The sequence below is a fragment of the Ignavibacteriales bacterium genome, assembly GCA_026390575.1.
GTDB lineage: Bacteria > Bacteroidota > Ignavibacteria > UBA10030 > UBA10030 > Fen-1298.
Genome location: JAPLFR010000001.1, coordinates 178476 through 202033, shown reverse-complemented (window position 1 = coordinate 202033; position 23558 = coordinate 178476). Strand labels below are relative to the sequence as shown.

At 41.1% G+C, this 23558-nt stretch carries 16 protein-coding genes and 1 pseudogene; 4 read left to right on the top strand and 13 right to left on the bottom strand.

All coding sequences use genetic code 11. From position 1 onward, the window contains the following. Positions 1–526: 526 nt before the first annotated feature. Positions 527–868, top strand: coding sequence for a hypothetical protein (locus NTX44_00850; protein ID MCX6120155.1), 342 nt, complete (start codon positions 527–529; stop codon positions 866–868). Between the two features lie 138 nt (positions 869–1006). On the opposite strand, the gene NTX44_00845 is transcribed toward NTX44_00850, so the two are convergent. The 3 genes from NTX44_00845 to NTX44_00835 form a co-directional block, all read right to left on the bottom strand. Then, positions 1007–3520, bottom strand: coding sequence for a triple tyrosine motif-containing protein (locus tag NTX44_00845; protein MCX6120154.1), 2514 nt, complete (start codon positions 3518–3520; stop codon positions 1007–1009). A gap of 157 nt (positions 3521–3677) precedes the next feature. Then, the gene (locus NTX44_00840) at positions 3678–3917 is read right to left on the bottom strand and encodes a hypothetical protein (protein MCX6120153.1); all 240 of its coding nucleotides are present in this window, start codon (positions 3915–3917) and stop codon (positions 3678–3680) included. Between the two features lie 88 nt (positions 3918–4005). Continuing rightward, a complete protein-coding gene (locus NTX44_00835) occupies positions 4006–4185 on the bottom strand; it encodes a hypothetical protein (protein MCX6120152.1) in 180 nt (59 codons plus the stop codon). Positions 4186–4369: 184 nt separating this feature from the next. Between NTX44_00835 and NTX44_00830 the strand changes: the two genes are divergently transcribed. Then, the gene (locus tag NTX44_00830) at positions 4370–4786 is read left to right on the top strand and encodes a MarR family transcriptional regulator (protein MCX6120151.1); all 417 of its coding nucleotides are present in this window, start codon (positions 4370–4372) and stop codon (positions 4784–4786) included. A gap of 35 nt (positions 4787–4821) precedes the next feature. After that, the gene (locus tag NTX44_00825; GenBank protein ID MCX6120150.1) at positions 4822–6072 is read left to right on the top strand and encodes an MFS transporter; all 1251 of its coding nucleotides are present in this window, start codon (positions 4822–4824) and stop codon (positions 6070–6072) included. Between the two features lie 268 nt (positions 6073–6340). Here NTX44_00825 and NTX44_00820 read toward each other — a convergent pair whose 3' ends face one another. From NTX44_00820 to ric, 10 genes and pseudogenes are all read right to left on the bottom strand, one after another. After that, entirely contained in the window at positions 6341–7564 is a 1224-nt protein-coding gene (locus NTX44_00820; GenBank protein ID MCX6120149.1) for a Xaa-Pro peptidase family protein, read from the bottom strand. 24 nt (positions 7565–7588) lie between these two features. Continuing rightward, positions 7589–7747, bottom strand: a pseudogene (locus NTX44_00815) (autonomous glycyl radical cofactor GrcA). A 192-nt stretch (positions 7748–7939) separates the two neighbouring features. Then, positions 7940–11263: a PAS domain S-box protein gene (locus tag NTX44_00810; protein MCX6120148.1), complete on the bottom strand. Its 3324-nt coding sequence runs from the start codon at positions 11261–11263 to the stop codon at positions 7940–7942. Between the two features lie 426 nt (positions 11264–11689). Beyond that, positions 11690–13210, bottom strand: coding sequence for an ATP-binding cassette domain-containing protein (locus NTX44_00805; GenBank protein MCX6120147.1), 1521 nt, complete (start codon positions 13208–13210; stop codon positions 11690–11692). A gap of 6 nt (positions 13211–13216) precedes the next feature. Next, complete coding sequence (locus tag NTX44_00800; protein ID MCX6120146.1) at positions 13217–14116, bottom strand: ABC transporter permease subunit; 900 nt, start codon at positions 14114–14116, stop codon at positions 13217–13219. Continuing rightward, complete coding sequence (locus NTX44_00795; protein MCX6120145.1) at positions 14103–15233, bottom strand: hypothetical protein; 1131 nt, start codon at positions 15231–15233, stop codon at positions 14103–14105. Before NTX44_00795 ends, NTX44_00800 begins: the two co-directional genes overlap by 14 nt. A gap of 46 nt (positions 15234–15279) precedes the next feature. Continuing rightward, positions 15280–16188 (bottom strand): hypothetical protein, encoded by a 909-nt coding sequence (locus tag NTX44_00790; protein MCX6120144.1) that lies wholly within the window; start codon positions 16186–16188, stop codon positions 15280–15282. Next, positions 16185–17915, bottom strand: a complete 1731-nt coding sequence (locus tag NTX44_00785) for a hypothetical protein (GenBank protein MCX6120143.1) — start codon at positions 17913–17915, stop codon at positions 16185–16187. The genes NTX44_00790 and NTX44_00785 overlap by 4 nt, the downstream gene beginning before the upstream one ends. Positions 17916–17948: 33 nt before the next feature. Beyond that, a complete protein-coding gene (locus NTX44_00780; protein ID MCX6120142.1) occupies positions 17949–20597 on the bottom strand; it encodes a hypothetical protein in 2649 nt (882 codons plus the stop codon). A 572-nt stretch (positions 20598–21169) separates the two neighbouring features. After that, entirely contained in the window at positions 21170–21901 is a 732-nt protein-coding gene (gene ric, locus NTX44_00775; protein ID MCX6120141.1) for an iron-sulfur cluster repair di-iron protein, read from the bottom strand. A 357-nt stretch (positions 21902–22258) separates the two neighbouring features. Between ric and NTX44_00770 the strand changes: the two genes are divergently transcribed. After that, the gene (locus NTX44_00770; GenBank protein MCX6120140.1) at positions 22259–23557 is read left to right on the top strand and encodes a TolC family protein; all 1299 of its coding nucleotides are present in this window, start codon (positions 22259–22261) and stop codon (positions 23555–23557) included. Position 23558 lies beyond the last annotated feature (1 nt).

The following is a 23558-nucleotide window of genomic DNA, read 5'->3' as shown; positions in this document are numbered from 1 at the left end:
ATTATTGCTCTCGACTGGTTAAATATCAAAGTTGATTCATTTCTTACTAAAGAAAGATTTGTCATTTTATAGCAAGCGGAGATTTTATCGGTGCTGCCTATCCAGTGGCTCCCAAAAGTGGTCACTTCTTGACAAGTTGACCGAATGAGTGAGGGAAGGATAAGCATGAATGGTAGATGTCTGATACAAATATGAAAATTATCAATGTGAACTTAGTTTGTTTAGTATAGGCAGGTATTGGTTACGACATATTTGTAGTCCTATAGGTATCCAAATTATACGAATCAGCTTGCATAACAGAAATTAGTTGATAATATTATAGCTATAGTCTATATTGCAAACGAGTTGTGTCTTTAAAAGATAAAAACAAAGATTTACTCATCATAAAAACGAATAATTACAATCTGATTGTTAGTGTAATATCCTAATATAATAGGGAACGAGGGAAGCAATGAAATACTTTTATTGCGTACTTTTTCTAATGATAGTGTTTGTTTCAATCGGTTGGGCCCAAGTGGCAGTGATCGTGAATAAATCAATCCCAGTATCGAAAATAACCGCAGGTTCCTTGAAACAAATTTATAATTTGAATAATACGAAGTGGTCTGATGGTACAAAAATTATTGTCTATGATAGCAAAGATCAGTTCCTCCGGCAGGCATTGTGTGACTTCATTGGAGAAGATATTCTTATCCTTAGAAAACTATGGATGAAATTACAGCTATCCGGTGAAGCGAAAGCACCCGAAGCTGTACAAAATGACGATGAAATGATTAAAAAGGTTACGTCAACCTTAGGAGCAATTGGATATATCCATACATCGGCGATAAAGGGTAATGATTTGAAAGTCATAGCAACAATCGAATAATGTTCATCGAATTCGATTGGTTAAAATTGAAGCATGCAAGTTCTCATAGTTCTTGCTTGCACGCGCCTTATAAACCTAGAAAATAATTTCTGCTGCAACTGCCACTCATAGAATCCGGAACTATGAGGCAATCTAATATTATGGCTTGATGACTATTGGCAAAGCAACGCCTTTCTCATTCCATACAGCATCGTTATTGGAACCTTTGACTCGAAAAATATACTTCCCTGGATTTAAATTTGTGTAGGTCGTAGTGTGTTTTGCACCAACATAATACCAGTCTTTGTCAAATCCTTCCATTTTAAATGCATACTGGTTTTTAAAAGATGCAATATAATTGAGAGCTGCAAAATCTAATGAAATAACGGACTGTGTATGAGACAGAATCAAATCCTCATCAACTCCAGTTTCTTTTCCCAATCCCCTTTCGCCGATGTTAACGGGTTTATGAAATATTTGAAAATTAGTGATGACGATCGGTGGAATATATAAGTTTTCCGGTACATTGTCCGGATCAAATACGTTGAATCCGTTTGAACCTCCAAAATACATCAATCCGTCGGTACCCTTACAACATGACCGATTGCGAAATCCGTTACCCTGCAAACCGTCTGCATATGTATAATTATTGAACTTCGGTTTTATAGGAAGATTTACTGCATTATTGAATTTTGATATACCTTTATTCGTGCCCATCCAAAGATTTCCATGATCATCTTGAGTAATGCTGTTAATAGAATTATCAGGCAGTCCATCTTCTCTTTGATAATATGTAAATCCATTAGTAGATTTATTAAACAGATTAAGACCCGCATCTGTCCCTATCCAAAGATTCCCTTTACTGTCTTCGTAAATTGATATTACCTTATTGCCGCTCAAGCTTGTCGTATCATTTGCAGAATGGACAAAACGCTCGAAATTTTTTGTTACTCTGTCGAAACGTTCGATCGAGGTTTCATCTACCACCCATAAAGCTCCATTTTTTGCTTCAATAATTGAAGTAACATAATTTGTACATATTCCTGAATTCGAAATATTGTACCTCGTGAATGTGTTCTTTTTTCTATCAAACATATTCAGCCCGTCACCCCAGGTTCCGATCCATAAATTTCCTCTGCTATCTTCAATAATAGAAAATATATTGTTGCTGCCTATACTACTTGTGTCTTTAGGATCATTATAATAATGCTCAAATGTTTCTGTTCTATAGTCAAACCTGTTGAGACCGCCAGCCCATGTTCCCACCCATAAGTTTCCAAGTTTGTCTTTATAAATAGCACACACAGCATTGGAACCTATACTTTTTTTATCTAAAGGGTCATTAACAAAATGAGTAAATGTATCGTCTCTTTTATTATATCTGTTTAAGCCCCCTTCAGTACCTATCCAGAGAAAGTCGTCTTCTTCCAGGAAAGTATTCACCTGGCTATTGTTCAATGATCTTTTTCTACCGAGTTCACTCTTGAGATGAATAAACTTATCTTCTTGTAGATTAATTCTATTTATTCCATCACCATAGGTGCCAATCCAAATGTTGCCTTGTTCGTCTTGGCATAGAGAATAAATAGAATTATTACTCAAGCTGGTTCCGTTACTAGGATCGTTTTTAAAATGGATAAAGGTATTGACCCTGTTATGGAAGTTAGTGAGATTGATCATATCCAATCCGCCGTTTTCAGTACCTATCCATAGATTATGTTTATCATCCTCTAAGAGAGACCGAATTGTCCCTTTTGAAATACTGCTTTCATCTCGACTGTCGTTTTGATAATGTTCGAATATGCCTTTCTGTGGATGGTCCTGTGCGTTCGTGAATAAATCTAAACCAGCTTGATTGCCTATCCATAATCTGCCAGCTTTATCCTCCAATATTGAATAGATACGGTTATCTCCTAAACTACCGGGATCGTTATCATCGTAATTATAATTAATAAAAGAATCTTTTTCTTTATCATACAAGAATAAACCATTAGTGCTACCTATCCATACATTATTTCTACTGTCAACAACTACTGAAGAAAGTTCTATGTAATTTTTTTTCTGTGAGAAATCATTTCGGCCATACTTATGGACACTATTATTTTCTAAATTAAGACAGAATAAATCAGTATTTGTGGATACCCAGAGATTTTTATCTTTATCTTCTGCGATTGAGCATACAAGTTGTTGTGGGACTTCAGAATATTTAATGAACCGGTCGTTTTTTCTGTCATAACGATTGAGGCCTAGTCTCGTGCCAATCCATAATTCTCCCCTGCTATCTTTAAAGATAGTCCAAGCACTAGCGCTGCTGATTGAATTTGTATCTCGAAAGTTATTTTTATATTCACGGAAAGAATATCCATCAAAACGATCTAAACCGTCATCGGAGCCAAACCAAATAAAACCATATTTATCTTGAAGAATGGAATGCACCCAATTATTTGAAAGCCCGTCATTAACGGTGAGATGCTTGAATCGTATGTTTTTTATTTGCGCATCTACTATTTGAGGATAGATGAGAAGCCCTATCAGCATAAAAAAACCGAGTGCTACGAAGAAGAGTTTATTAAATAATGTGTTTTTCATAGCCCATATTCTCCATGATAAATATTTAGCAATGTATAATAACAAGTTAAATATAATTAAAGGATATTCAAAATAGAATAACAAAATAGAATAACAAAATGAAAACTAAGCGATTGGAATAAAACTATGAAACCTTGGGAGTATTTAGGTTAGAAGATTGTTGGGGAAGTTCAACGATAAATTTGCTTCCAGCACCAAGCTTGCTTTCAACTGTAATCCGGCCTTTATGTAAAAGAATAACTTACTCTGCAATGAACTCGATCCTTTGGTGAGCAAGTTCTGCATCAAGAGGATCGCTGTCGTAAGCTCGATCTCCAACTAAATGTTCGGGTCGAGCTCTAAGAAACCGTTCTTTGATAGTATGGTGAACAAGGGTGACTTCATGCGGCGCAGCAGATGTAGCGTACATGGCGAAAGGAAGACCAGTGCTGTCTGCCATTGCCATGAGCTTCGTACCTTTGCCGCGCGTGGTATTTCCCACTCCGAAGCCCCCTTTTTCGCGATCACAAAGGTCGCGTCGATAAAACATTGGCTCAAGTCGAAATGACCTCGGTCGCAAAGGTCTCTGGCTAAAGCTTCCAGTAATATTCGCAGAACACCAGTGCGAACCCATTGTTGAAATCGTCGATGACAGGATTGATAAGGTGGAAAGCGTCCTGGAAGATCGCACCATCGAGCACCTGAACGAAGAATCCAAAATATTCTATTGAATATTTCTCGATCGTCTCGCCAAGGTCGACCACGTCCATCGTCGCGTGTTGTGTGTTTCGGTATGCAGGGTTTTATGATTGCCCATTGTTCATCTGATATTTCTTCTCGTCTTGCCATAGTGTTTTAAATTTACATGACACTTTGGCAAAGTACAAGTCATTTTTTCGTTTATGAGATAGGTTCTAGTTAGATTATTCTAATTAATATTATGATAGAACAATTATGAACAATCTCAAAGAAGCAATCAATTACCTCTCTGCCCTCATCGATAATGTGGTTGAGGAAACCATGAACCAGTTCGATTTTAACGATCTCACACATCAGCAATTACGCTATCTTCGAGTTATTGTCAGAATGAAAAACCCATCAATTTCTGAACTTGCGACGGAATTGAAATTGACAAAACCAACTGTAACGGTGCTCGTCGATAAATTGACTGCCAAAGGGTATGTAAAAAGAGTACAATCTGATAAGGATAAGCGTTCTCAGCATTTGCATTTAGCGAAAAAAGGAATGAAGATAAACACCATCATGGAGATCGCCCATGAGCGTATGGCAAAAATATTAAGATCAGGATTGAGTGAGACAGAAACAGCAATCCTGATAAAGTTGTTAAGAAAAACAGTGAGATGTAACTAACGTTAGAATTTTGAATTCCCCCGGAAGGGATTGTAATGATAAACTGTGAAGATAAGATTGAAATCAAAAAAGAAAAACAATATTTAGGGTTCAACAGGAATATTCTGTTTACGGGATTGACCAGTTTTCTTACAGACACTTCTGTTAAGATGGTTTATGCTGTCATGCCGATGTTTTTGCTCTCGATGGGTGCTTCAAAAACTAGTTTGTCAATAATTGAGGGTATCGCCGAGAGTACTGCCTCGCTCCTTAAATCCCTGTCTGGTTTTTGGAGTGATAAAATCGGCAAGAACAAACCTTTTATGTTGATAGGATATGGCATTTCTACCATTATCATCCCGCTTTATTCGTTTGTCATTTCGCCCCTCCAGGTTTTATATCTGCGTTTTATCGAGAGAGTTGGAAAGGGAATTCGAACTGCGCCGCGCGACAGTCTTATTGCGGGATCGGTGACCAATAATGAGACAGGAAAAAGTTTCGGTTTACAAAAAGCGATGGACAATAGCGGTGCAATAGTTGGTCCGCTCATGGCCTTTGCATTGCTCTTCACCTTTCCTGATAACTTTAGACTTATTTTTTTGTTGGCTGGAATACCATCCATACTAGGTGTATTTGTATTATTTTTTGGCATACGAGAGGCCAAAAGGAGTAAAGAAAATCTCTTTAATAAATTCCATTTCAAAGATTTTCCAAAAATATATTATTTCTTTCTTGGGATTGTTTTCATCTTCACACTCGGAAACTCCACCGACGCTCTCTTGATGGTGAAAGCCAATGAAGTAGGAGTGAAAGTTGCTTTTATTCCGCTTGTGTATTTGATCACAAGCATTGTTTCAGTATTACTTTCCATTCCAATCGGTTCACTTTCCGATAGAATTGGGAAAGAAAGAATTCTCTTTATAGGCTATTTGATTTATGCGATCGTCTATTATGGATTTGGTGCCACGAACAGCATTACAGTTATTGTCGGTCTTTTTGCACTCTATGGATTATATTCTGCTGCAACTGACGGGATACAAAAAGCTTTTATTTCAGATATGATCGATAAAAACAAGCAGGGTACAGGTTTGGGTATCTACAATGCATTACTTGGCATCACACTGTTGCCTGCAAGTGTTATTGCAGGATTATTGTACGATAAAATCGATTCAAGCATACCATTCTATTTTGGTGCCGCAACCGCTGTAACTTCAGCAATTCTGTTACTCATCTTTATCCGTTATAACAATAACTTGAAATCGATTTCGGAAGATAGGGGTGGAATTATGAGCGATTGTAAATTATGATTTGATTACGATTACCATTGTGATTCATAATAGTGTTTCGTAAATATCAAAGAGTTGATCAGTAATCAAAGTGCGCGCCCCCCCAGTAACAGGAAAGACCAGTTTGAAAAATTACGGCTTCTCATTTTCATAACCTCACGAGGACCCGCAATCTCTAGTCTTTACAATCGACAAATGTGAGCGGGAATATTGCATTTTCATTCTTGCCATATCCATTTGTATTTTTATCAAGTTCTTATTGGATCGTTATCGATGAAAAGATATTTTATTAACGCTGCTTAGGAAATTTTTTAGACGTTTTATGAATTCCTGAGTTGATACAAATAAGTTTTTTCTGCGGAGTTGAAAGATACTCTGTCCCGTTTTCGGTCACCACTACCATATTTTCGACTGTCGCCACACCATAGCCCTCAACCGTGAGACGTGGTTCCAGTGTGAAAACCATTCCCTCTTCCAACGGTTGAAAAGGTTTCTGTGCATATTTTTCCCATGCAGGGCCAAGCAGCGCTGTTCCATCATGCGCGAATCTCCCTACTTGATGCCCAAGGCCGTGAGGAAATTCTTCGTAACCATTTTTCTTTAGAACTTGCCTCGAGAGAGAATCAATTTCGACTCCGTGAACTCCTGGTTTCATCGCCGCGCGCGCGCACTCTATCGACTCGACAATGGTGTTGAAACCTTTCTGCACATCGGGCGGCGCTTTTGTTTCACCCGGCCTCAGGATATAGAATGTTCGCTGAAGATCGGAACAATAATGATCGACCTTGACTCCAAAATCCATGTTCAGAATATGACCCGGTTTTACTTTTCGCTTCGTAGGGTTATAGTGTGCACCGGCTGTTGCTGGACCGGAAAAGACCGCCGGGCAGACATGAGCATCCCACGCTAATTCCAATCCGGCTTTCTTCACTTCATTGCGCATAAACTGAGCGATCTGTTCCTCTGTCATTCCCGGTTTGATAACCTTCGCAACCTTGGAAAATATTTTTTCGGTTTGTCGAATTGCTTCTTTGATATGTTGAAGTTCGCATTTCGTTTTCCGCTGCCGCAGTGCAGATATTATTCTCTCGGCAGAAATAATTCGATCCTGGAAATTGATTTCAGAGAGAAATTCAAGAAGTGTCAGATACATCCCGTGTGTCAACCCATCGGCGATTTCACTGTCCTTGGAATAGTTCACAGCAATCGATGCCGGATTCAGGCCGCTGAGATATTCCGTTAATGGTTTCTTTATCCCTTCCACATATCCAACAACGGTCTTGTAAGCTCCGGTATCTTCCACCATCTTCTTATCGAATTGACCGACAATTGCTCTCGTATTTCCCTCTTTCGTGATAATGAGTGCACTATGCCAGGTCAGATCCGCAGGTACGAGAAATGGAAGTGTCGGATCGCCGTTGATGGCACTTTCGCGGGTGAACGTAACCCAGCAATCGATGTTGAACTCTTTCAGAATGCCTATTGCCTGTGCAATCTTTTCTTTGATCAGCATAGATAATCCTTTCTGTACAGGAAATCAAAATCCCTGATGCTCGGTGCGTGCAATGATCTCATCTTGCAGGGTTTTTCCCAGGTCATGGAAATAGGCGCTGTATCCAGCAACACGCACAATCAAGTCTCGATACTGCTCTGGATGCGCCTGTGCATCCCGAAGCATTTCCGCACTCACAACATTGATGCAACTTCAAAGAAAACCTGGAGAATAATGATAATCAGTCTTAGAAATTTATTCTTGAGTTGGGAGGGAGTTATACTCCCGACCATGAATGCACATAGCAGTTTCTTCCAGTTCGGGAGAGCACTTGTCAGCCGTGCTTTATCTTTTGGCTGATCTCCCTCACAACTTTCTGACAGAAGGTTCCACAACTCATTTTTCATCCAGCACTTCTCTTACCATTTTCAGAACTTTCTTGAGATCATACGGCTTATAGAGAAAATGTTGTATCCCCGCTTTTAAAAATTCCGATTTCATTTCCGGATCAAGAAATCCTGTAACGACAATTAATCGAGCGTTCGGATTGATTTTTTTTATCTGTGCACACTCCTCCATTCCGGTCATCCTCGGTAATCCGAGATCCGTAAGCACAAGAGAAATTTCCTTCATCTGGTTTTTATAAGTATTCACTGCCTCCAATCCATCCTTGGCAGATAGAACTGTGTACCCCTTTTCAACAAGCACCATTTGAAGAGACGCCATAAGCATTTCTTCATCCTCTACAACCAACAACGTCTCTGCTCCGCCCGGAATTTCTATCAATGTTTCTTCCTCTTTTTCCATGATTGGCTCTGCCACTTGCAATGCGGGCAAATAAAGGCGGAAGGTTGTTCCTTTACCAATTTTGCTTTCCACATCGATAAATCCTTTATGGGTTTGAACCACGCCAAACACCACTGACAATCCCAATCCCGTTCCTTTTCCTATTCCTTTCGTTGTGAAAAACGGCTCAAAGATACGCCTTTGAATCTCTTCGGTCATTCCTTCACCTGTATCACTCACTTCGATGCAAACATAACTGCTTGCAGCGGCATCTGGATATTGCGTACGCAAACTTGCGACGGATACTATGCGAGTATTGATGGTGAGAACACCACCGCGTGGCATTGCATCGCGTGCATTCACACACAGATTCAGCAGTATCTGATTTAACTGCGAACGATCGGCATTAATAAAAGGAACACTTTTATCAAAGTTTTTTGCAAGCGTAATATTCTTGGGGAACATTTCAAATATCATGCTCGATATTTCTGTCACAATACCATTCACATCCACCGGCCCAAATTCTGTTTCTGTTTTTCTCGCAAAAGTTAATATCTGCTGGACGAGTGTTTTGCCTCGATCCACTGCTTTCATGATAATATCAATAGCAAGATCCAATTTCTTCGTATCGTCTTTAAACCTCTTGATGCTTGTGATGTACCCCAATATGATTCCTAGAATATTGTTAAAATCATGTGCGATCCCTCCGGCAAGAGTTCCTAATCCTTCCAGCTTTTGCAGTTGCCGTACGGCTTCTTCCGCCTGCTTGCGCTCGGTGATGTCTGTGAGCACGCCGCGCATTCCAATCGGTTTATTCTCTTTCATAATTGCTCTGCTCGAACTTCGCACCCATCGTAATTCGCCCGATTTTATTTTTACCCGATATTCAGCCGGCTCGAGATTTCCCGCCATGACTTTTTGGAATTGTTCTTTGATCTTTGGAATAAACAGCGGATCAAGGAATTCACCCATGGAATGACCTACCATCTCTTCAGGTTTGTATCCGCCTAATATTTCTACTGTCGGACTGATATACGTAAAGATTCCATTCGTATCTGTCGTATAAATTACGTCGTTGATTTGTTCCACCATATCACGATATTTTTCTTCGCTCGCAGTCAATGCTTCTTCGATTTGCTTGCGTTCGGTGATATCTCTAACAATGCCCAGTATATGTTGGATTCCACCTAATTCAATAATGGTAGCAGATATCATCCCATACTTTATCTCACCGGTTTTTGAGCGAAACCGAGCAACAAGGTTTTCTACAGGCCCATCCTTCTTTAAACCTTCCACCAGTTTATTTCTATCGCTCAGATCGACCCAAATATTTGTTTCAATGGAAGTTTTACCAAGAATATCTTCCTCGGTATATCCCATAAGACGAGTGAAACCCTGATTGATAGAAACATACATGCCATCTTTCAATCGATTGATAGTGACAGCATCCGGACTAGTCATAAATGCTTTTCTAAATTTTTCTTCACTGTTACGGAGTGCTTCCTCTGCTCGCTTACGCTCGGTGATATTCATTACGCTCGTTATGAAATACAACGGTTGGTTTTTCTTATCCCGACGCATCGATGTGCTTACCTCAACCCAAACAACATCTCCATTCTTGTGAATGTATCTTTTACTGAATTGTAACAAATCCTTTTCACCATTAAGGAGTGGATTAATCGCTCTTTGAGTTAATTCAATATCATCGTGGTGAGTGATGTCCTGCCATTTTTGATTTTGGAGTTCCTCCGGTGAATAACCCAGCATTTCACAGAAAGCCCTATTCACATGGATCTCGCCAGAAGGAAATGTGATCGATTTTCCGATGAGGGAATGATCGAATACGTATTTGAACTTATCCTCGCTTTCCCGCAACGCTCCCTCGACCCGTTTGCGCTCGGTTATGTCATGAACTGAACCTACGAGATGCGTACAGCGTCCTTTATCGTCAACAATGGGGGCAATACTTACATCACCGACTAATCGTCCTGTTGGGTAATCAGAAGTCTCTTCCCATCGGATAATTGAATTCTCTTCAATTGCCTGCCTATATTTTCCAAGTACCATCGAAAGGGAAGGTTCGGGGATCACTTCGTTCACTAATTTTCCAACTACCATTTCCTCGCTCAATCCTGTGAGATTGCAGAATGCTTGGTTAATCGAAATAAAACGATATTTATCTTGAGCCTCGACTGTTAAATGGTAAATGACATCCCCGACAGTATCGTAGATGGAGGATAGCCGTTGTTCGCTTTCGTGCAATGCTTCTTCTGCTTCCTTTCGCTTCTTTTCAGTTTCGATTGATTCCAGTGCAAACGAAATATCGTTCGTCACCTCATCCAATAAAACAATTTCTTCCTGATTGAAGAATTGAGGAGTGGATGCATAAAGTGAAAAAGTACCTATCACTCTGCCGAAGCGTTTTAGCGGGAGTGCAATCGAAGAATGATAACCGCGTTTGAGTGCTTCGTCTTTCCATGGAGTCATTCTCGGATCGTCAGCGATATCGTTGCATACAAAATGCTTTCCTTCTCTTATCGCTGTTCCTGTCGGTCCGCGTCCTTCCGGTACATCGCTTATGGAAATCTTTTTGATCGTAGAGAGATAGCCATCTTCTACACCCGAAAAAGTAACCGGCTGCACAAGTTTTGTTTCTTCGTCAACTATCCCAATCCAAGCCATCTTAAATTTACCATTCTCAACAGCGATGTGACAGACTTCTTCAAAGAGTTTATCTTTATCACGTGTTCTTACAATTGCTTGGTAAATTTGACTTATCACTGCATAGACACGATTCGCTCTCTGGATTTTTTCCTCTGCCCGCTTGCGTTCGGTAATGTTTTGTTCAGTGTGCTTACGTTTCTGCAGCCGAGGTTTCGGCTTCTTCACATTCTCACGAATGAATTTCCGTCCTTTGTTTCGTTCATTCTTCATTTATTTTATGTCCTCCTACTTGGAGTCATATCGACAATATTCGCGATTGCTTGACGAAGGTCATAAGAATTCTTGGGAAGAAATATACAGGGAATGAAATCGGACATCTGTCCAATAAAACTTGCTTTTGTGTTCATACTCTTTTATCCAATCCCTTTTGGTATAGAGCAATAACACTATAGGTATAATAGTAACTAACCACTGAGTGAATAGCAAGGTGCGGAATTGCTTGATTTGTGTTAAGCTACAGATTATCTCTTGGTTTGCATTCATACTTTGCGTGAATATTACAGAAAATCGATGAAAGGAGCTTCAACAATTATACTGAGTTCGGATGTATTCCGCCTCCCCATTACAAATCTCACTGAAGAATTCAGATGGGCAAACATTTACATCATAAAACGATTTACACAAGGATGGATTTCGTTATTGTTGTGAGGCGAGTTGAAAAGCTTGCAGATAGTAGACGTACTCTTCCGGAACGATTGCATCAAAGATCTCTTCATTATGCGAGATCAATAATATTCCCTTTCCCGATTTTTGTTTTTGCTTCAGCATCGATAACACTCTCATGATATTTTCAAAATCTACTCCATTCAATGGCTCGTCGAGTATAAGAATATCTGTATCAAGGACAAGGCTTCGAAGGAGATTCAATTTCTGTTTTTGTCCTCCACTCAGATATTGAACTTTCGTATTGAGAAATCTGTCATTGATATCGCCCTCAAACAATTCCCTCATCATGTGATCCACATCTTCTGCTGTTGATTTATTTGCGGGAAGCCCGGACAACGTCCCTCTCACCGTTGATTGCTGATTCAATGCTTCATCTGCATGCTGAAAGGTAATCGCCATCTGCTTTCCCCAAACCCGGGTTTGCCAGAATCGTTTTGGCGTTTCTTCCGTAAACGATACGCCGTTGAGAGCGATGTTGAGATGCTGCGCTCTGATGAGTCCCATAATCGATTTTGCAAAGCTCGTCTTGCCGACACCGCTCGGCGCTTTGAGATATACCATGGTGAAAGGATTGATTTCAAGAGGACAACTGCTGCCGCCGGTTCGGTCTCTCATTACAACAAGCCTGCGTCCGAAAACTTCGATGCCGCTTTCCACTCGCAGCAATGGCTGCGTAACCCGGATTGGCACGCTTGATAATTTACTCTCTTCCTGACGTTTCAGCCAATTGGTATAATATTCCGGTTTGAAATCGTTCAGTGTGAGTTCTTTATGCTTAAGCATTAATTCCTTATATGAAATATCGTTGAGAATCTTCAAGCCCGCGTTTCTGACAACGCTGATCACAGAATAATCATGCGTTATGAGCAAAACGGTGAATTTTCTTTTTTGATATTTCTCAAAAAGGAGCGATAGAAATACATCACGAAAATGATTATCCAAGCTTCCACTCGGTTCATCAAAAACGAAAAGAGTTTTTATGTGCTCCGGCATTGTTTCTAGCAGCATTTCTATCTTGAGAAAAGCCATAGCCAGTAAAAACCGCTGCTTCTCTCCCCCGCTCGGCCGGTACGGTTTCGGATAGATTCCAAGCATCTTCGTCATGATGTTCCGGTCTGTCGTTTCCCACAACCGTTGCAGAATGTTGCTCTGTTGAAGTCTGTTTCTCAGACTTCCCTCATTTAATTGCGAACCAATCGTCGACAATGGATTCAAATGCGAAGAAGGTTCTTGAAACACAAAGAAACTGCTTTGTTGAATCTCTTTTGTACTGCTTTTTTTACAATATTGATCGTACGATTCGCCGTTTATTGTGATATCAAATTCTTCCGGGCTGAGTAGGCCGTAGATTGCCTTTGCAATGAGGGATTTCCCAATACCTGATTCGCCAAACAAAAACATAATATGGTTTTCTTCCATCCGGAAGTCTTTCACGTTCACCAGATTCCGGCCATGTTTTGCGATAGTAATATTGAAGGGAGGCATGCTCATAAGATATCACAGATCATATTGCCTGACAAGTCCGTCTGCAATCTGGAAAACGCACAACAGAGTAAATACGATAATGAACGCAACACTGACTCCTTGCAGATGCTGGAAGAGAATCCTCGAAGCATACACCGGATCTACGAGCATCGATCCCATTGCAAGAATATCCTGCTTGCTGTCAAGTTTCGCCAGCAGACTGCCTAATGTTACGGGGAAGTTGCTGAGACTTACGTCGGTTGATAACCCGACGGAGATAATGAAATCGATGCTGCATTGCAGGAGAACGACGACGCCAAACAGCGATACAAGCTTATGAAGCAGATGCGAAAGACTGTTCTTCCAAAGAATTTCAACATTGATAATTCTGCTCTCTTTTATTCCGCAGCACAGCATGGCATGGAAATAATCCGATTTCCGATAATGCATAATTCTCTCAGTGACCAGATCGATAACTTCTAACGAGCAAAAAATGCTTATCACAAATGCCATCCAGAGGATTTGGTTTAACTGAGATTGAAGAACTCCATAGGTGATGAAGAGCGTGAGGAGAATATAGCCAATGAGCAGCCCGACGATTTGAGGTACGGAACGAATGAGATTGAGAATAAACATCAATGAAAGATGGAGACTTTTCACCCGGCCATTCTCCAAGAAATACAGGGCAATCCCAACCGACCATCCTATGAATAATGAAAGCGCGACAGCCGTCGAAGCGCCGACAAATGTATTGACAAGAGCCGATTGGATTAATTCGTATGCAAGCGGATTGAGAAATACCGCATCCCACCACCACAATCCCAGCAGTCCTCCAAGCCAAAGAAGAATCCACCGAATATCCTTCCTTTGCCGGAGTATCGCAAACAGCTGCTTCAAGGTTCCGTGTTCTACCCAAGTATTAATTATTTTCATATTTCTGCGATTCATAATAGAACCAAGAATCAACCAGCATTTCTGTGGCCTTCACTACGAGAAAAACACCGAAGATGATGACGATGGCAATATCATAATGCCGGTAGAGAATATCTTGAAGAAGTTCATAGCACAAATGTCCTTGAATATTCAACGCCATTTCGATAATAATGAGCCCGGTGATGAGAAATGAAGCATGTTGTTTCATCGTTGGAATGTATTGATACCGGGCATTCGCATAAATATACTGGAACACATGGGATGGGAAAGACTTCTTCATTTTCAAAATCGATAAGAACGATATTCCGTCCGGAGTATTCCACTCGTAAGAGTTGTTCAACCCTTTGACGATTGCATTTTGCACATACCCCTTGCGGCTCTCATTCAGGAGAAATGTATAGAATTTATACGAATAATTGACAAGCAGGCCATTTGAGATAACTCCAAGGACAATCATAAAAATATATCCGCCCGTTTCAAACGTCGATTTCATGGAATAGGCAATAATATATGCAGGTGAAAAAAGAATCAGACACACGAGTCCCTTGAGCATTGCTTGAAGAATACGAACAATACGTTTGCCGAAAATCTTCAAACGGATATATTGATTCTTTGTATCACCAGCAAGAGGATGCAGGGCGAGAGCAAACATACCGGGATATGATGAAACCCGCTGTTTTCGTTTAACAAAACTGTAGATTCCAACCGTATGCGCTGCGTAATAGCTGATTGCCATGACAACCAGATAGACGAGGATGAAATTGACAAACATACCGCTCATGTCGAGAAGCGATTGCAGCGATAGTTCCTTGGGAGTAATTCCTGTTTTGTAAACTTGATTGGTGAATTGTTCCATCCTGTATGAATCGATCGCCTGCAAAAGCGAATCGTTCCTCGCGCGGTGATCCGGATGAAACAGATTCAAGGTCTCTTTAAAGAGTGACTTCTGAAGAGGATTACCAAAGTCAACAGTATGTTGCTTGACGAGCGATTCGATAAGTACGTCATTGCTGCGCTGAGTGGCTGTTTCGCCCTTCACGCCAAAGAGCAGAAGTACTGCAAACACCAACGTTACAAAGAGAATACTGAGAGTATGATCAATAAACTTATTTTTCACGCGCAGGACTTAATAATGGTGAGAGACAGATGAAATTATCCGCATATTATTTCTGTCGAATTTCAATTTTACCCGGCGTATATGACATCGAATAGACAGTACCTACCAGTATATTATCCAGATCTCTTATAAGATACCGATCACTTTCCGAAAAGTACGAACCATACAATGCAGGCTCGAGCACGTATGCGACACTCCTTTCAGATTCAATGGAATGCCATTGTGGAATGGATTTCTTCGGATTTGATTGTTTATTGAAGTACATAAATATATTTGCGAGTAATGTGTTCACTTCTCTGAATTTCATTTCTATCCGCTCAAGAGTTTTATCTGGAACACCGGTATTCTTATTATTATCCCGTTCCTTTCCTTGAGGTGGTAACGCTCGGACAGTTCCGTCGAGACGAGCCCAGCCAAATCGCAGCGATGCGACAAGGGGCCGAATATATGTCTGATCTCCTTTTTGAAAATATCTGATAAGTTTTTCTCCATTCCGTAAATCAACCCGTTGTGTGTTATCCGGAGAGATGAGAACAGCGCTTCTTTTCGTTATCAGCTGAACGGTATCATGCAAAAGGGTTACGTTCCCGTATATCTGATTCAAACCGAGTTTCCCTGCGCCTATCAACGTGGTTCTGTCATTTTTAATGAGATAGAATATGCTTCCGTTTAATTCAACTTTCATGCATGGCGTATAATTGTCGTTCAGAACACCTCGGGAGTCAAGTATCCTCAGGGGAACGAACGGAACAAACGCTTCTTTTTCCTGCCGAGTAATTCGTTGTTGATATTTGTTATAGATAAGAAGTTGATCGCTATGTTCTACAATCAGATATTCGGCAGCAGCCTTTGAATGCTGAGGAGCGGCCGGCAGAGTAAACAAAACGCTCGCTGTAAGAAGAGATGCGAGCGTTCCGGCAATGCGCGGAAAAATTGTATTCTGTGTATGAATCACTTACGGGCTGATTCTTTCCATTTTTTAATTGTCGACAATTGCGATGCAACACCATAGAGTTGTACGCTTGAGCTGTCCAACTGCGTGCTAAAATAGGCTAACGACGGCAGCGAGAACAACCAGACGCCCAAACACATTTTGTTTTCGAGTTGATCGATACGCTCGGAATACGCCTGCTTGTCCCCGATTTCGCGGGTTGCCATAAATCCGTACATATCATGAAGAAGTGTGTTCACATCGTCGCTGTCCGCATGAGGAGCACTCGCATTGAGACTGAAAAAATTATTCTTCGTCTGCCACGTGCTGGGACTGATCGTTTGCTTACCCTCTTCATCTGGAACAGTGACCAGGTTGATCTTGTACGTCTCAAGATCCGGCTCACGCATGAAAATACTATACAGATCAAAAAGGAAATTGCTTCTATATCCGCTGATTGCTATCAGGAGGGCGTCGTAATCCCTGGCTTTGATCTCTGCGTTTGTAGCGGCAGTCACCTTGATCTTTTGTTTTGCAAAAGAAGGTTCATTCAAGATGTCGATCAATTCTTCATACTCTTCTCTGAAACCATAATTGACACAGACCTTGATATTGACGACCGGAGGAAGCACAGAGAGGTTGGCGGCAGTATCGTCATGCACAGGCGTTACAATCTTTTCCTCGACGTAATAGGACGACGACGGGAAGACACTGTTATTTAAATAATCTGCGTAGTTGTTTTTATTTCCCTTATAGTCCACGATTTGACGCTGCTGCGGTGAATTCACTTTAAAAAGTCGCTCCAGCATAGCTTTATTATTGATCAGCCGGCGGACTTCTTTACGTTGTTCAAGCGTAAGCCGTTCCGTATTGAAGAGAACCGCAAAAAAGGTTGTACTGATGTTGGACTTATAAAAATATTTCTCCGTGTCAGTCAGGATGGGAGAAAGACTGCCGAAGGGAGTCTCCAGCAATGTATTGATAGAACCGTTCTTCAATTCAGTGGTAAATGTACTGTTATCGATGAACGGTGCCAATCGAACGTTCGTAATAAACGCTCCTCCATTTGGTGTTTTATGGAAGTTTGGAACGCCGCTTTTCTGCGGAACAGCCATATAGGGGGTTGTGCCGATAAGATAATTCGCTGCATTCAATTCCGAATTGCCGGGAAGGATTTTGAACGAGAGAACTTCTTTGATATCCGAATCCTTCCATATTCTATCTTCCTTAAAATTGAAATGAATCTCTCCCTTCTCATTCGGCCCATCAAATTCAAAACTCTTGAGTGCCTGCGAAACGAGAATGTAATCGGGAGACAAACTTCCAAGACTTTGGATACGCTTCAGCGTGAAGCTCAAATCGCTTGCCGAGAAGAAATGATCCTGAGCTTTATTGATACTCACTTTGTTGTCTTCCACTGTTACCGAATAGCTGTCATGCCACAGTTTATTATTCTTTAAGCGAATGGTTACGACGTCATTTTGATCGATGCCGACAAGTTCGCCCAATCCATCTTCGTACACGACACCGCTTGGGGTCGCAACCACATCGAATAAACCGTCAAACTCAACTTCATCGAGCTTATCCGATAATTGATTGGAACTCGGCAAATGGGGATCAATTGCTGGTTTCTGATGCGCAATATAGGGAATGACGATCTGATCTTTGAGGCTCGGCCGCCATAAAATATACACCAGCACGCCTGCGACAACGAGCACAATTGCACCGATGATAAAATATTTCTTCTTCATACATATATTCCTTGTTGGTATGAAATGATAAAATTAATATTTCCGGATGATGGGCTTTTGAGCCATCACACTGACTTCAAATGCCCTGAACCCGTTATATTTCAATTTGATCTCGAGGATGTTCGTGCTTCCCTTGCTGAGTTGCACAGGCGTAACTTGTGATTCATAATTGTTCGCTGATGTCGGTGCAGTAATGTGGAATCTTCCCTCGTTTTTGATTTGTTTTTTATTGATTGTAATTTCATCAAACCATGCTTTTTGTTCGGCATTCTGAGCAAGCTCCGGCGGAATCGCGATGTTGACATCAAAGACTGGAAATTCCGCTTCTGAAGAAATCTGCATATCCAGTCTCAGCAAATAATTGTTGTTACCTTTTTTATTGTTTGTTGAAGGTAAAACAAAGAACTTTCGATATTCACTCGGCTTCGTGATAATCTTGGGCACGGTACAATCGCATTCACCGACAAGGCTTTTCACCTGTTTGTCCGAGCCTTTATAGAACTTCCCATGATCCACAATAGCGCGTGCCTTTTCTACTCCCTGTTCCCGAATATTCTTTGTCAATTCCTTGTAGAGCGCTTTTATAGCTGTCTCCGGGAAATGAATTATTTTCATCTCGGTTAAATAGTCTTCAATCTGTTTTTTCTTCTGTTGAAGTTCTTTCGGACCCGTAGAACTGAATGTAAGCTTATAAACAGGAACAAATGCAGAATCTTTATAAAGAGATGGGATGTTCTTCAGTGATGTTTCATGATTCTTTATGAATAATTCCGACGAGGATCTTGAAGCAATATTGACCCCTTGAAATAATTCAGATTCATACTTCTTGACGTATTGAATTCTTTTTTCGGCGACGACATCCGGACTCAAATAGTCCCTGTCACGGAACAATTCGTCAATCTTTGTTTCAGCAGCTCTCCATGCCTTCATGGATAAGCAGCTGGAAATCGTCCTGCTTTGGTGGCCCAATGAAAGAGTGTCGATACCAGGGTATTGCGAAAGAAGGAAGCCAAGAGTTCGATTCGCATTGAGCAGCCTGATAATACCGCGGTAATTTTCCTGTTTTCTGAGTGTATTGATTTGCGGAACGATCTCTTCTGCTTTCTGATATTTTTGGAGTAATTCTTTTATTTGAGTTGCTTCCGTTGTTAAACGTTTTTTCGCCCACAGTGCAATTTTGCTGCTGCTGTAAGGATCGATTTGCGCCGGAAGCGACTTAGGAAGACTGCTCTCGATTTCTTCCATATCCTTTCGAACGGACGTATAAAACATGTCGGATGGCCATACCGCCGACTGCTTAAACAGTGCATCAATGTCCTCCAATTTATCATCCAGGACCTGTAAGGCTTTGAGCTGTCCGGTAAGACTTTCCACAAACATCGCAGCACTGTTATTTTTGTGGTCCAGCATCACGGCGCATTTATACTTGCCGTACTTCGCCACATGGCTTGCCTCCGATTCAGGCAGCATGGTCTGTGTCTTGTCAAGCACGGCGAGCGCTGCACGGTAAAATGATTCATCCGGCCGGCCCGTCATAGTAGCTACCATGGTATTGAGATCTGCCAACGTGTTGTCGACTTCAAGTAATGCATCCCGTTCTGCATTGTACTTGTGGAAAAATGTTATAAGATTGGCCAGATCATCCGGGAAATCTACATTACATGCTTTGAAAATTTTTGGAGCATAGTCCAGCTCCTGATGCGAACCTATATCATAGATATCGGAGCTGTTCTTCACGATTTTTTCATAATACGGCAGGATTTCATACAGACGCGGAGCGAATATTCTCTGCGTTTTTTCGTTGATGCGCGCCGGATACCGTCTTGCATTCGAAAGAAAACCCATGAATTCGGGCGCTGCTTTCAGGAACGACACGATATCATCGCGGGTCTCTTTTTCTTTTTTAAGATTTGTCAGGATATCCAAATAATTATTTTGAAAGAGAAGTTCATCATTCACATTCGCCCGGAAAGCGGTATAGGTCGAATATGCCGTATCGCCGAATTCTTTAATGTCCGGAGGAAACACCTGCTCCAGCTTACGCATGTTCTCATACATCGATTGCAGATTCTTATTCTTCGGAGTTGCAGTTGCAATCAAGCGGTCGAAATCAATAACATCCGTATTAAAATTTGCATCGATAATATTGTATGTCGTTCGGTCGACAATGTTGTCTGCCAGTATTTCTCGATATTTATCGTAATCATTTTCAAATTTATACCGCCATTGATAGACATATCGGTAACGCAGGGCCAATTCTGTCTCTTGTCTCACAGTATCAATCAACCATGAATAATGTTCCGACAGTGAATCGATAGGATACACACAGATACTGTCGCTTGCGGGATTCTCATCAAATGTATTTTGGATCGATCCTTCTCTAAAGCCGAATGACTGCGTCAAGGTGGTTTCAATCTCGGCATTAAAATAATTTCTGATGTAGCAATAAAGAAGCGGTTTGGTTTTTCCCATCAAGACAAGATAGAAATCGTTTTTTTCCGGCCTGGGAAATTGAATGACATATTTTTCATTTTTTTTGAGTATAAAATTCTCAGCGCCGTTCTTCAGGTTTGTAAATTGCCCTTCCTTAGGTACAATTTCCGGGTTTGGAATTAATTCCACGTATGAAGCACAACCGGTTAAGAAAAGAGCAAAAAAACATAAAATATTTCGATACATCATTTCAAGTTCCTCCAGTCAGGGTGGCAGTTTCACCTCTAATATCAGTAAGTTCATTTGATATTTCAAGCTGCAAAAGATATTTTATTAAAAAATGTAATCCAAGACACAAACGGCGTAGAATCATATCCTTAGTGATCATTCAATTCAATGGACGATCACACTATTAAATCAGGCTATCATTAAAATAATAAAAATAAGGATAAATTAAATGATGCTGGAACAATAGGTAGTGGGCTATTTTGGATTCCTGTCCGACTTTGCCCGACTGCCATATGGCAGTCGCGATCGCGACTAAAGTCGGATCGAGATCTCGTGGCGCAAAATGCGCCACGGACTTATCCCGATTGATAAAATCAACCGGGACGGGACTATTGGGAATCTATCTTTTAAATAATCACCATTATGAAAATAACCCAATACGGATTAAAAGATATCTATCAATTGCAATTAAAACTGCTTCAGTAAAAAATTGCTTCTATGATTTCCATTCAGCGCTCCCCCACATAGAAAAAAGAGCCGAATCTAAAAAGACTCGGCTCTTTTTTGGATCAATCTATTCTTCAAATGAACAGTCAAGTAGTCTGCCGGAGAGCAAACAAACGCCGTTCCATGTCAATAGCCTTTGGAAAGAGAATATTGTTTTCGAGATGAACATGTTTATGCAGATCGGTTTCGAACTGTTTTAATTCCTCATACGTTACCTGGAATGTCGCACACGCATCCGCTGGAAGTGTAAATCCTTTGCTTTCTCTACGAATTGATTCCAAGGTATTACCTGCTGCTTCGTGCTCGGCTTCCATCATCCGAATAGGATTTGCGATGGTTCCAAAATGAGGCTTATCAAGCATCTTGCCTTCGTGCCCATGTTTCACCATCGTTTTTATATAGGGAAAAAGCACTATTTCTTCTTTGGCCATATGCCTGATCAACTCTTCTGCAACTTCTTGAAACCAAGTTTGAATACGCATCACTTCAGGATGATGTTCGCCATGTTTCTTGACAACCTTTTCCAGATGAGCCGTCGTTACAGGAATCGCTTCCTTCACAAAACGATGGTGCGTACGGACAATGTAATCGGCCAGACTGTCCAGTTCCCATGTATTATAATCTTCTCCTTCAGTTTTTTCTGTGGATGAGAGAAGTGCGATCTCCTGTTGAATTTCTTTCGTAGAAATTCCGCTCTTCGCGCAGGCTTCTTCGAGTGTGACATTCCCATGACAGCAGAAATCAATTGAATGTTTTTCAAAAACTGACGCAGACCGGAAATCTTCTGATACGAGTTCTCTTACCGTTGTTTGTTTCATGAACCTATCTCCTTATTTCAGACTATATTATCTGATTATAGAACATTGCCGTACTGCAATTAGTTTCATTTGTATAACATCGTTCAGCCGCGCAATGGATGTTGATGTCTACCTCCGACTCGCAACGCGGACTCCCCTAATATCATTCGAGCCATCGTCGCGACAGTCATTAAATAAATTACGCCTCTATAGAAACCTTTGATACCCATTCATTGTTATCTAAGTATGGAAAATGAACTTTATGATGATCTGTAAGGATTTTCAGTGAAATATACATTGCAAGAACTCCAATCATTCTTTTGCTAAAAATATCCACTGATGAAAACAAGAAATATAGTTATACGAGGAATGGTGTTTATGATTCTCGTGTTGACTTGTTCAACACTGTCGGCTCAATCGCAGCAAGCGTCTGACTCATTGCTAGAACGAGGTACGCTTCAGAACTGTATCCGCTACGCACTGGTGCACCAACCATTGGTGCAAGAATCGCTCGTGGACGAAGAAATTGCCGAACACACGATACAGGCTAAGCTGGCCGACTGGTTTCCCCAGTTGAACCTGAATTTCAATGTGCAGCACAATCCTCAACTTCCCGTGGCGATTGTTGGAGGCGTACCTATTAATCAAGGACTTGCAAACAGCTCCAACATTCAATTCACGGCGACACAGGCGCTGTTTAATAAAGACGTTTTACTCGCAAGTACCAGTGCGAACGATATACGTACATTTGCTAAACAGAGAACTCTAAGTACCAAGGTCGACGTTGTGGTAAATATAAGCAAGGCCTATTACGCGACGTTGGTGACGGACCAGCAGATCGAATTGCTTGAAGAGGCCATTCTGCGGCTTGAGCAGAGTTCCAGGGATGCGTACACAAAATACCAGGGCGGCATCGTCGACAAGACAGATTATATGCGCGCTCAGATCGCATTGAATAATGCCAAGGCTGACAGGCAGCAGGCAGGGGAATTCCTGAAAGCACGTATTGCCAGCCTGAAAGAACAGATGGGATATCCCGGTGCGGCAAAGCTGGAGCTCGATTATGACAGCACACAAATGGAGCGTGAAGTTTTTTTTGACACGAGCCTTTCGGTCAATTATGACAACAGGATTGAATACCAACTCCTGCAGACTCAAATGCACTTGCAGAAAGACAATCTGAATTATTATAAATGGGGTTTCATCCCTTCTCTCAGCCTGTATGGCGGATACACGATCAACTATCAAAACAGTTTCATCGACCCGCTCTTCAATCAGCGCTATCCTTACTCATTCGTTGGCCTCCAGCTTTCGTTTCCCCTGTTTGAGGGAGGAAAAAGAATTCAACAAATCAAACAGGCGAGACTTCAGCTTGATCGCTTCGATTATGACGTTCTTTCACTTGAGAACAGTATCAATACACAATATGCACTGGCGTTGGCAAATTACAAGAGCAATCTAAACAACTATAAAGTGTTGACCGATAATCTTCAACTTGCTCAGGATGTCTACCGAACTATCCAGCTACAATACAAAGCCGGGACAAAATCGTATCTCGAATTCATCACGGCAGAAACCGATCTCCGTTCTGCACAGGTCAATCAGACCAACGCTCTGTATCAACTGCTTGTCAGTAAACTGGATATGCAAAAAGCACTTGGCACAATATCTTATTAAC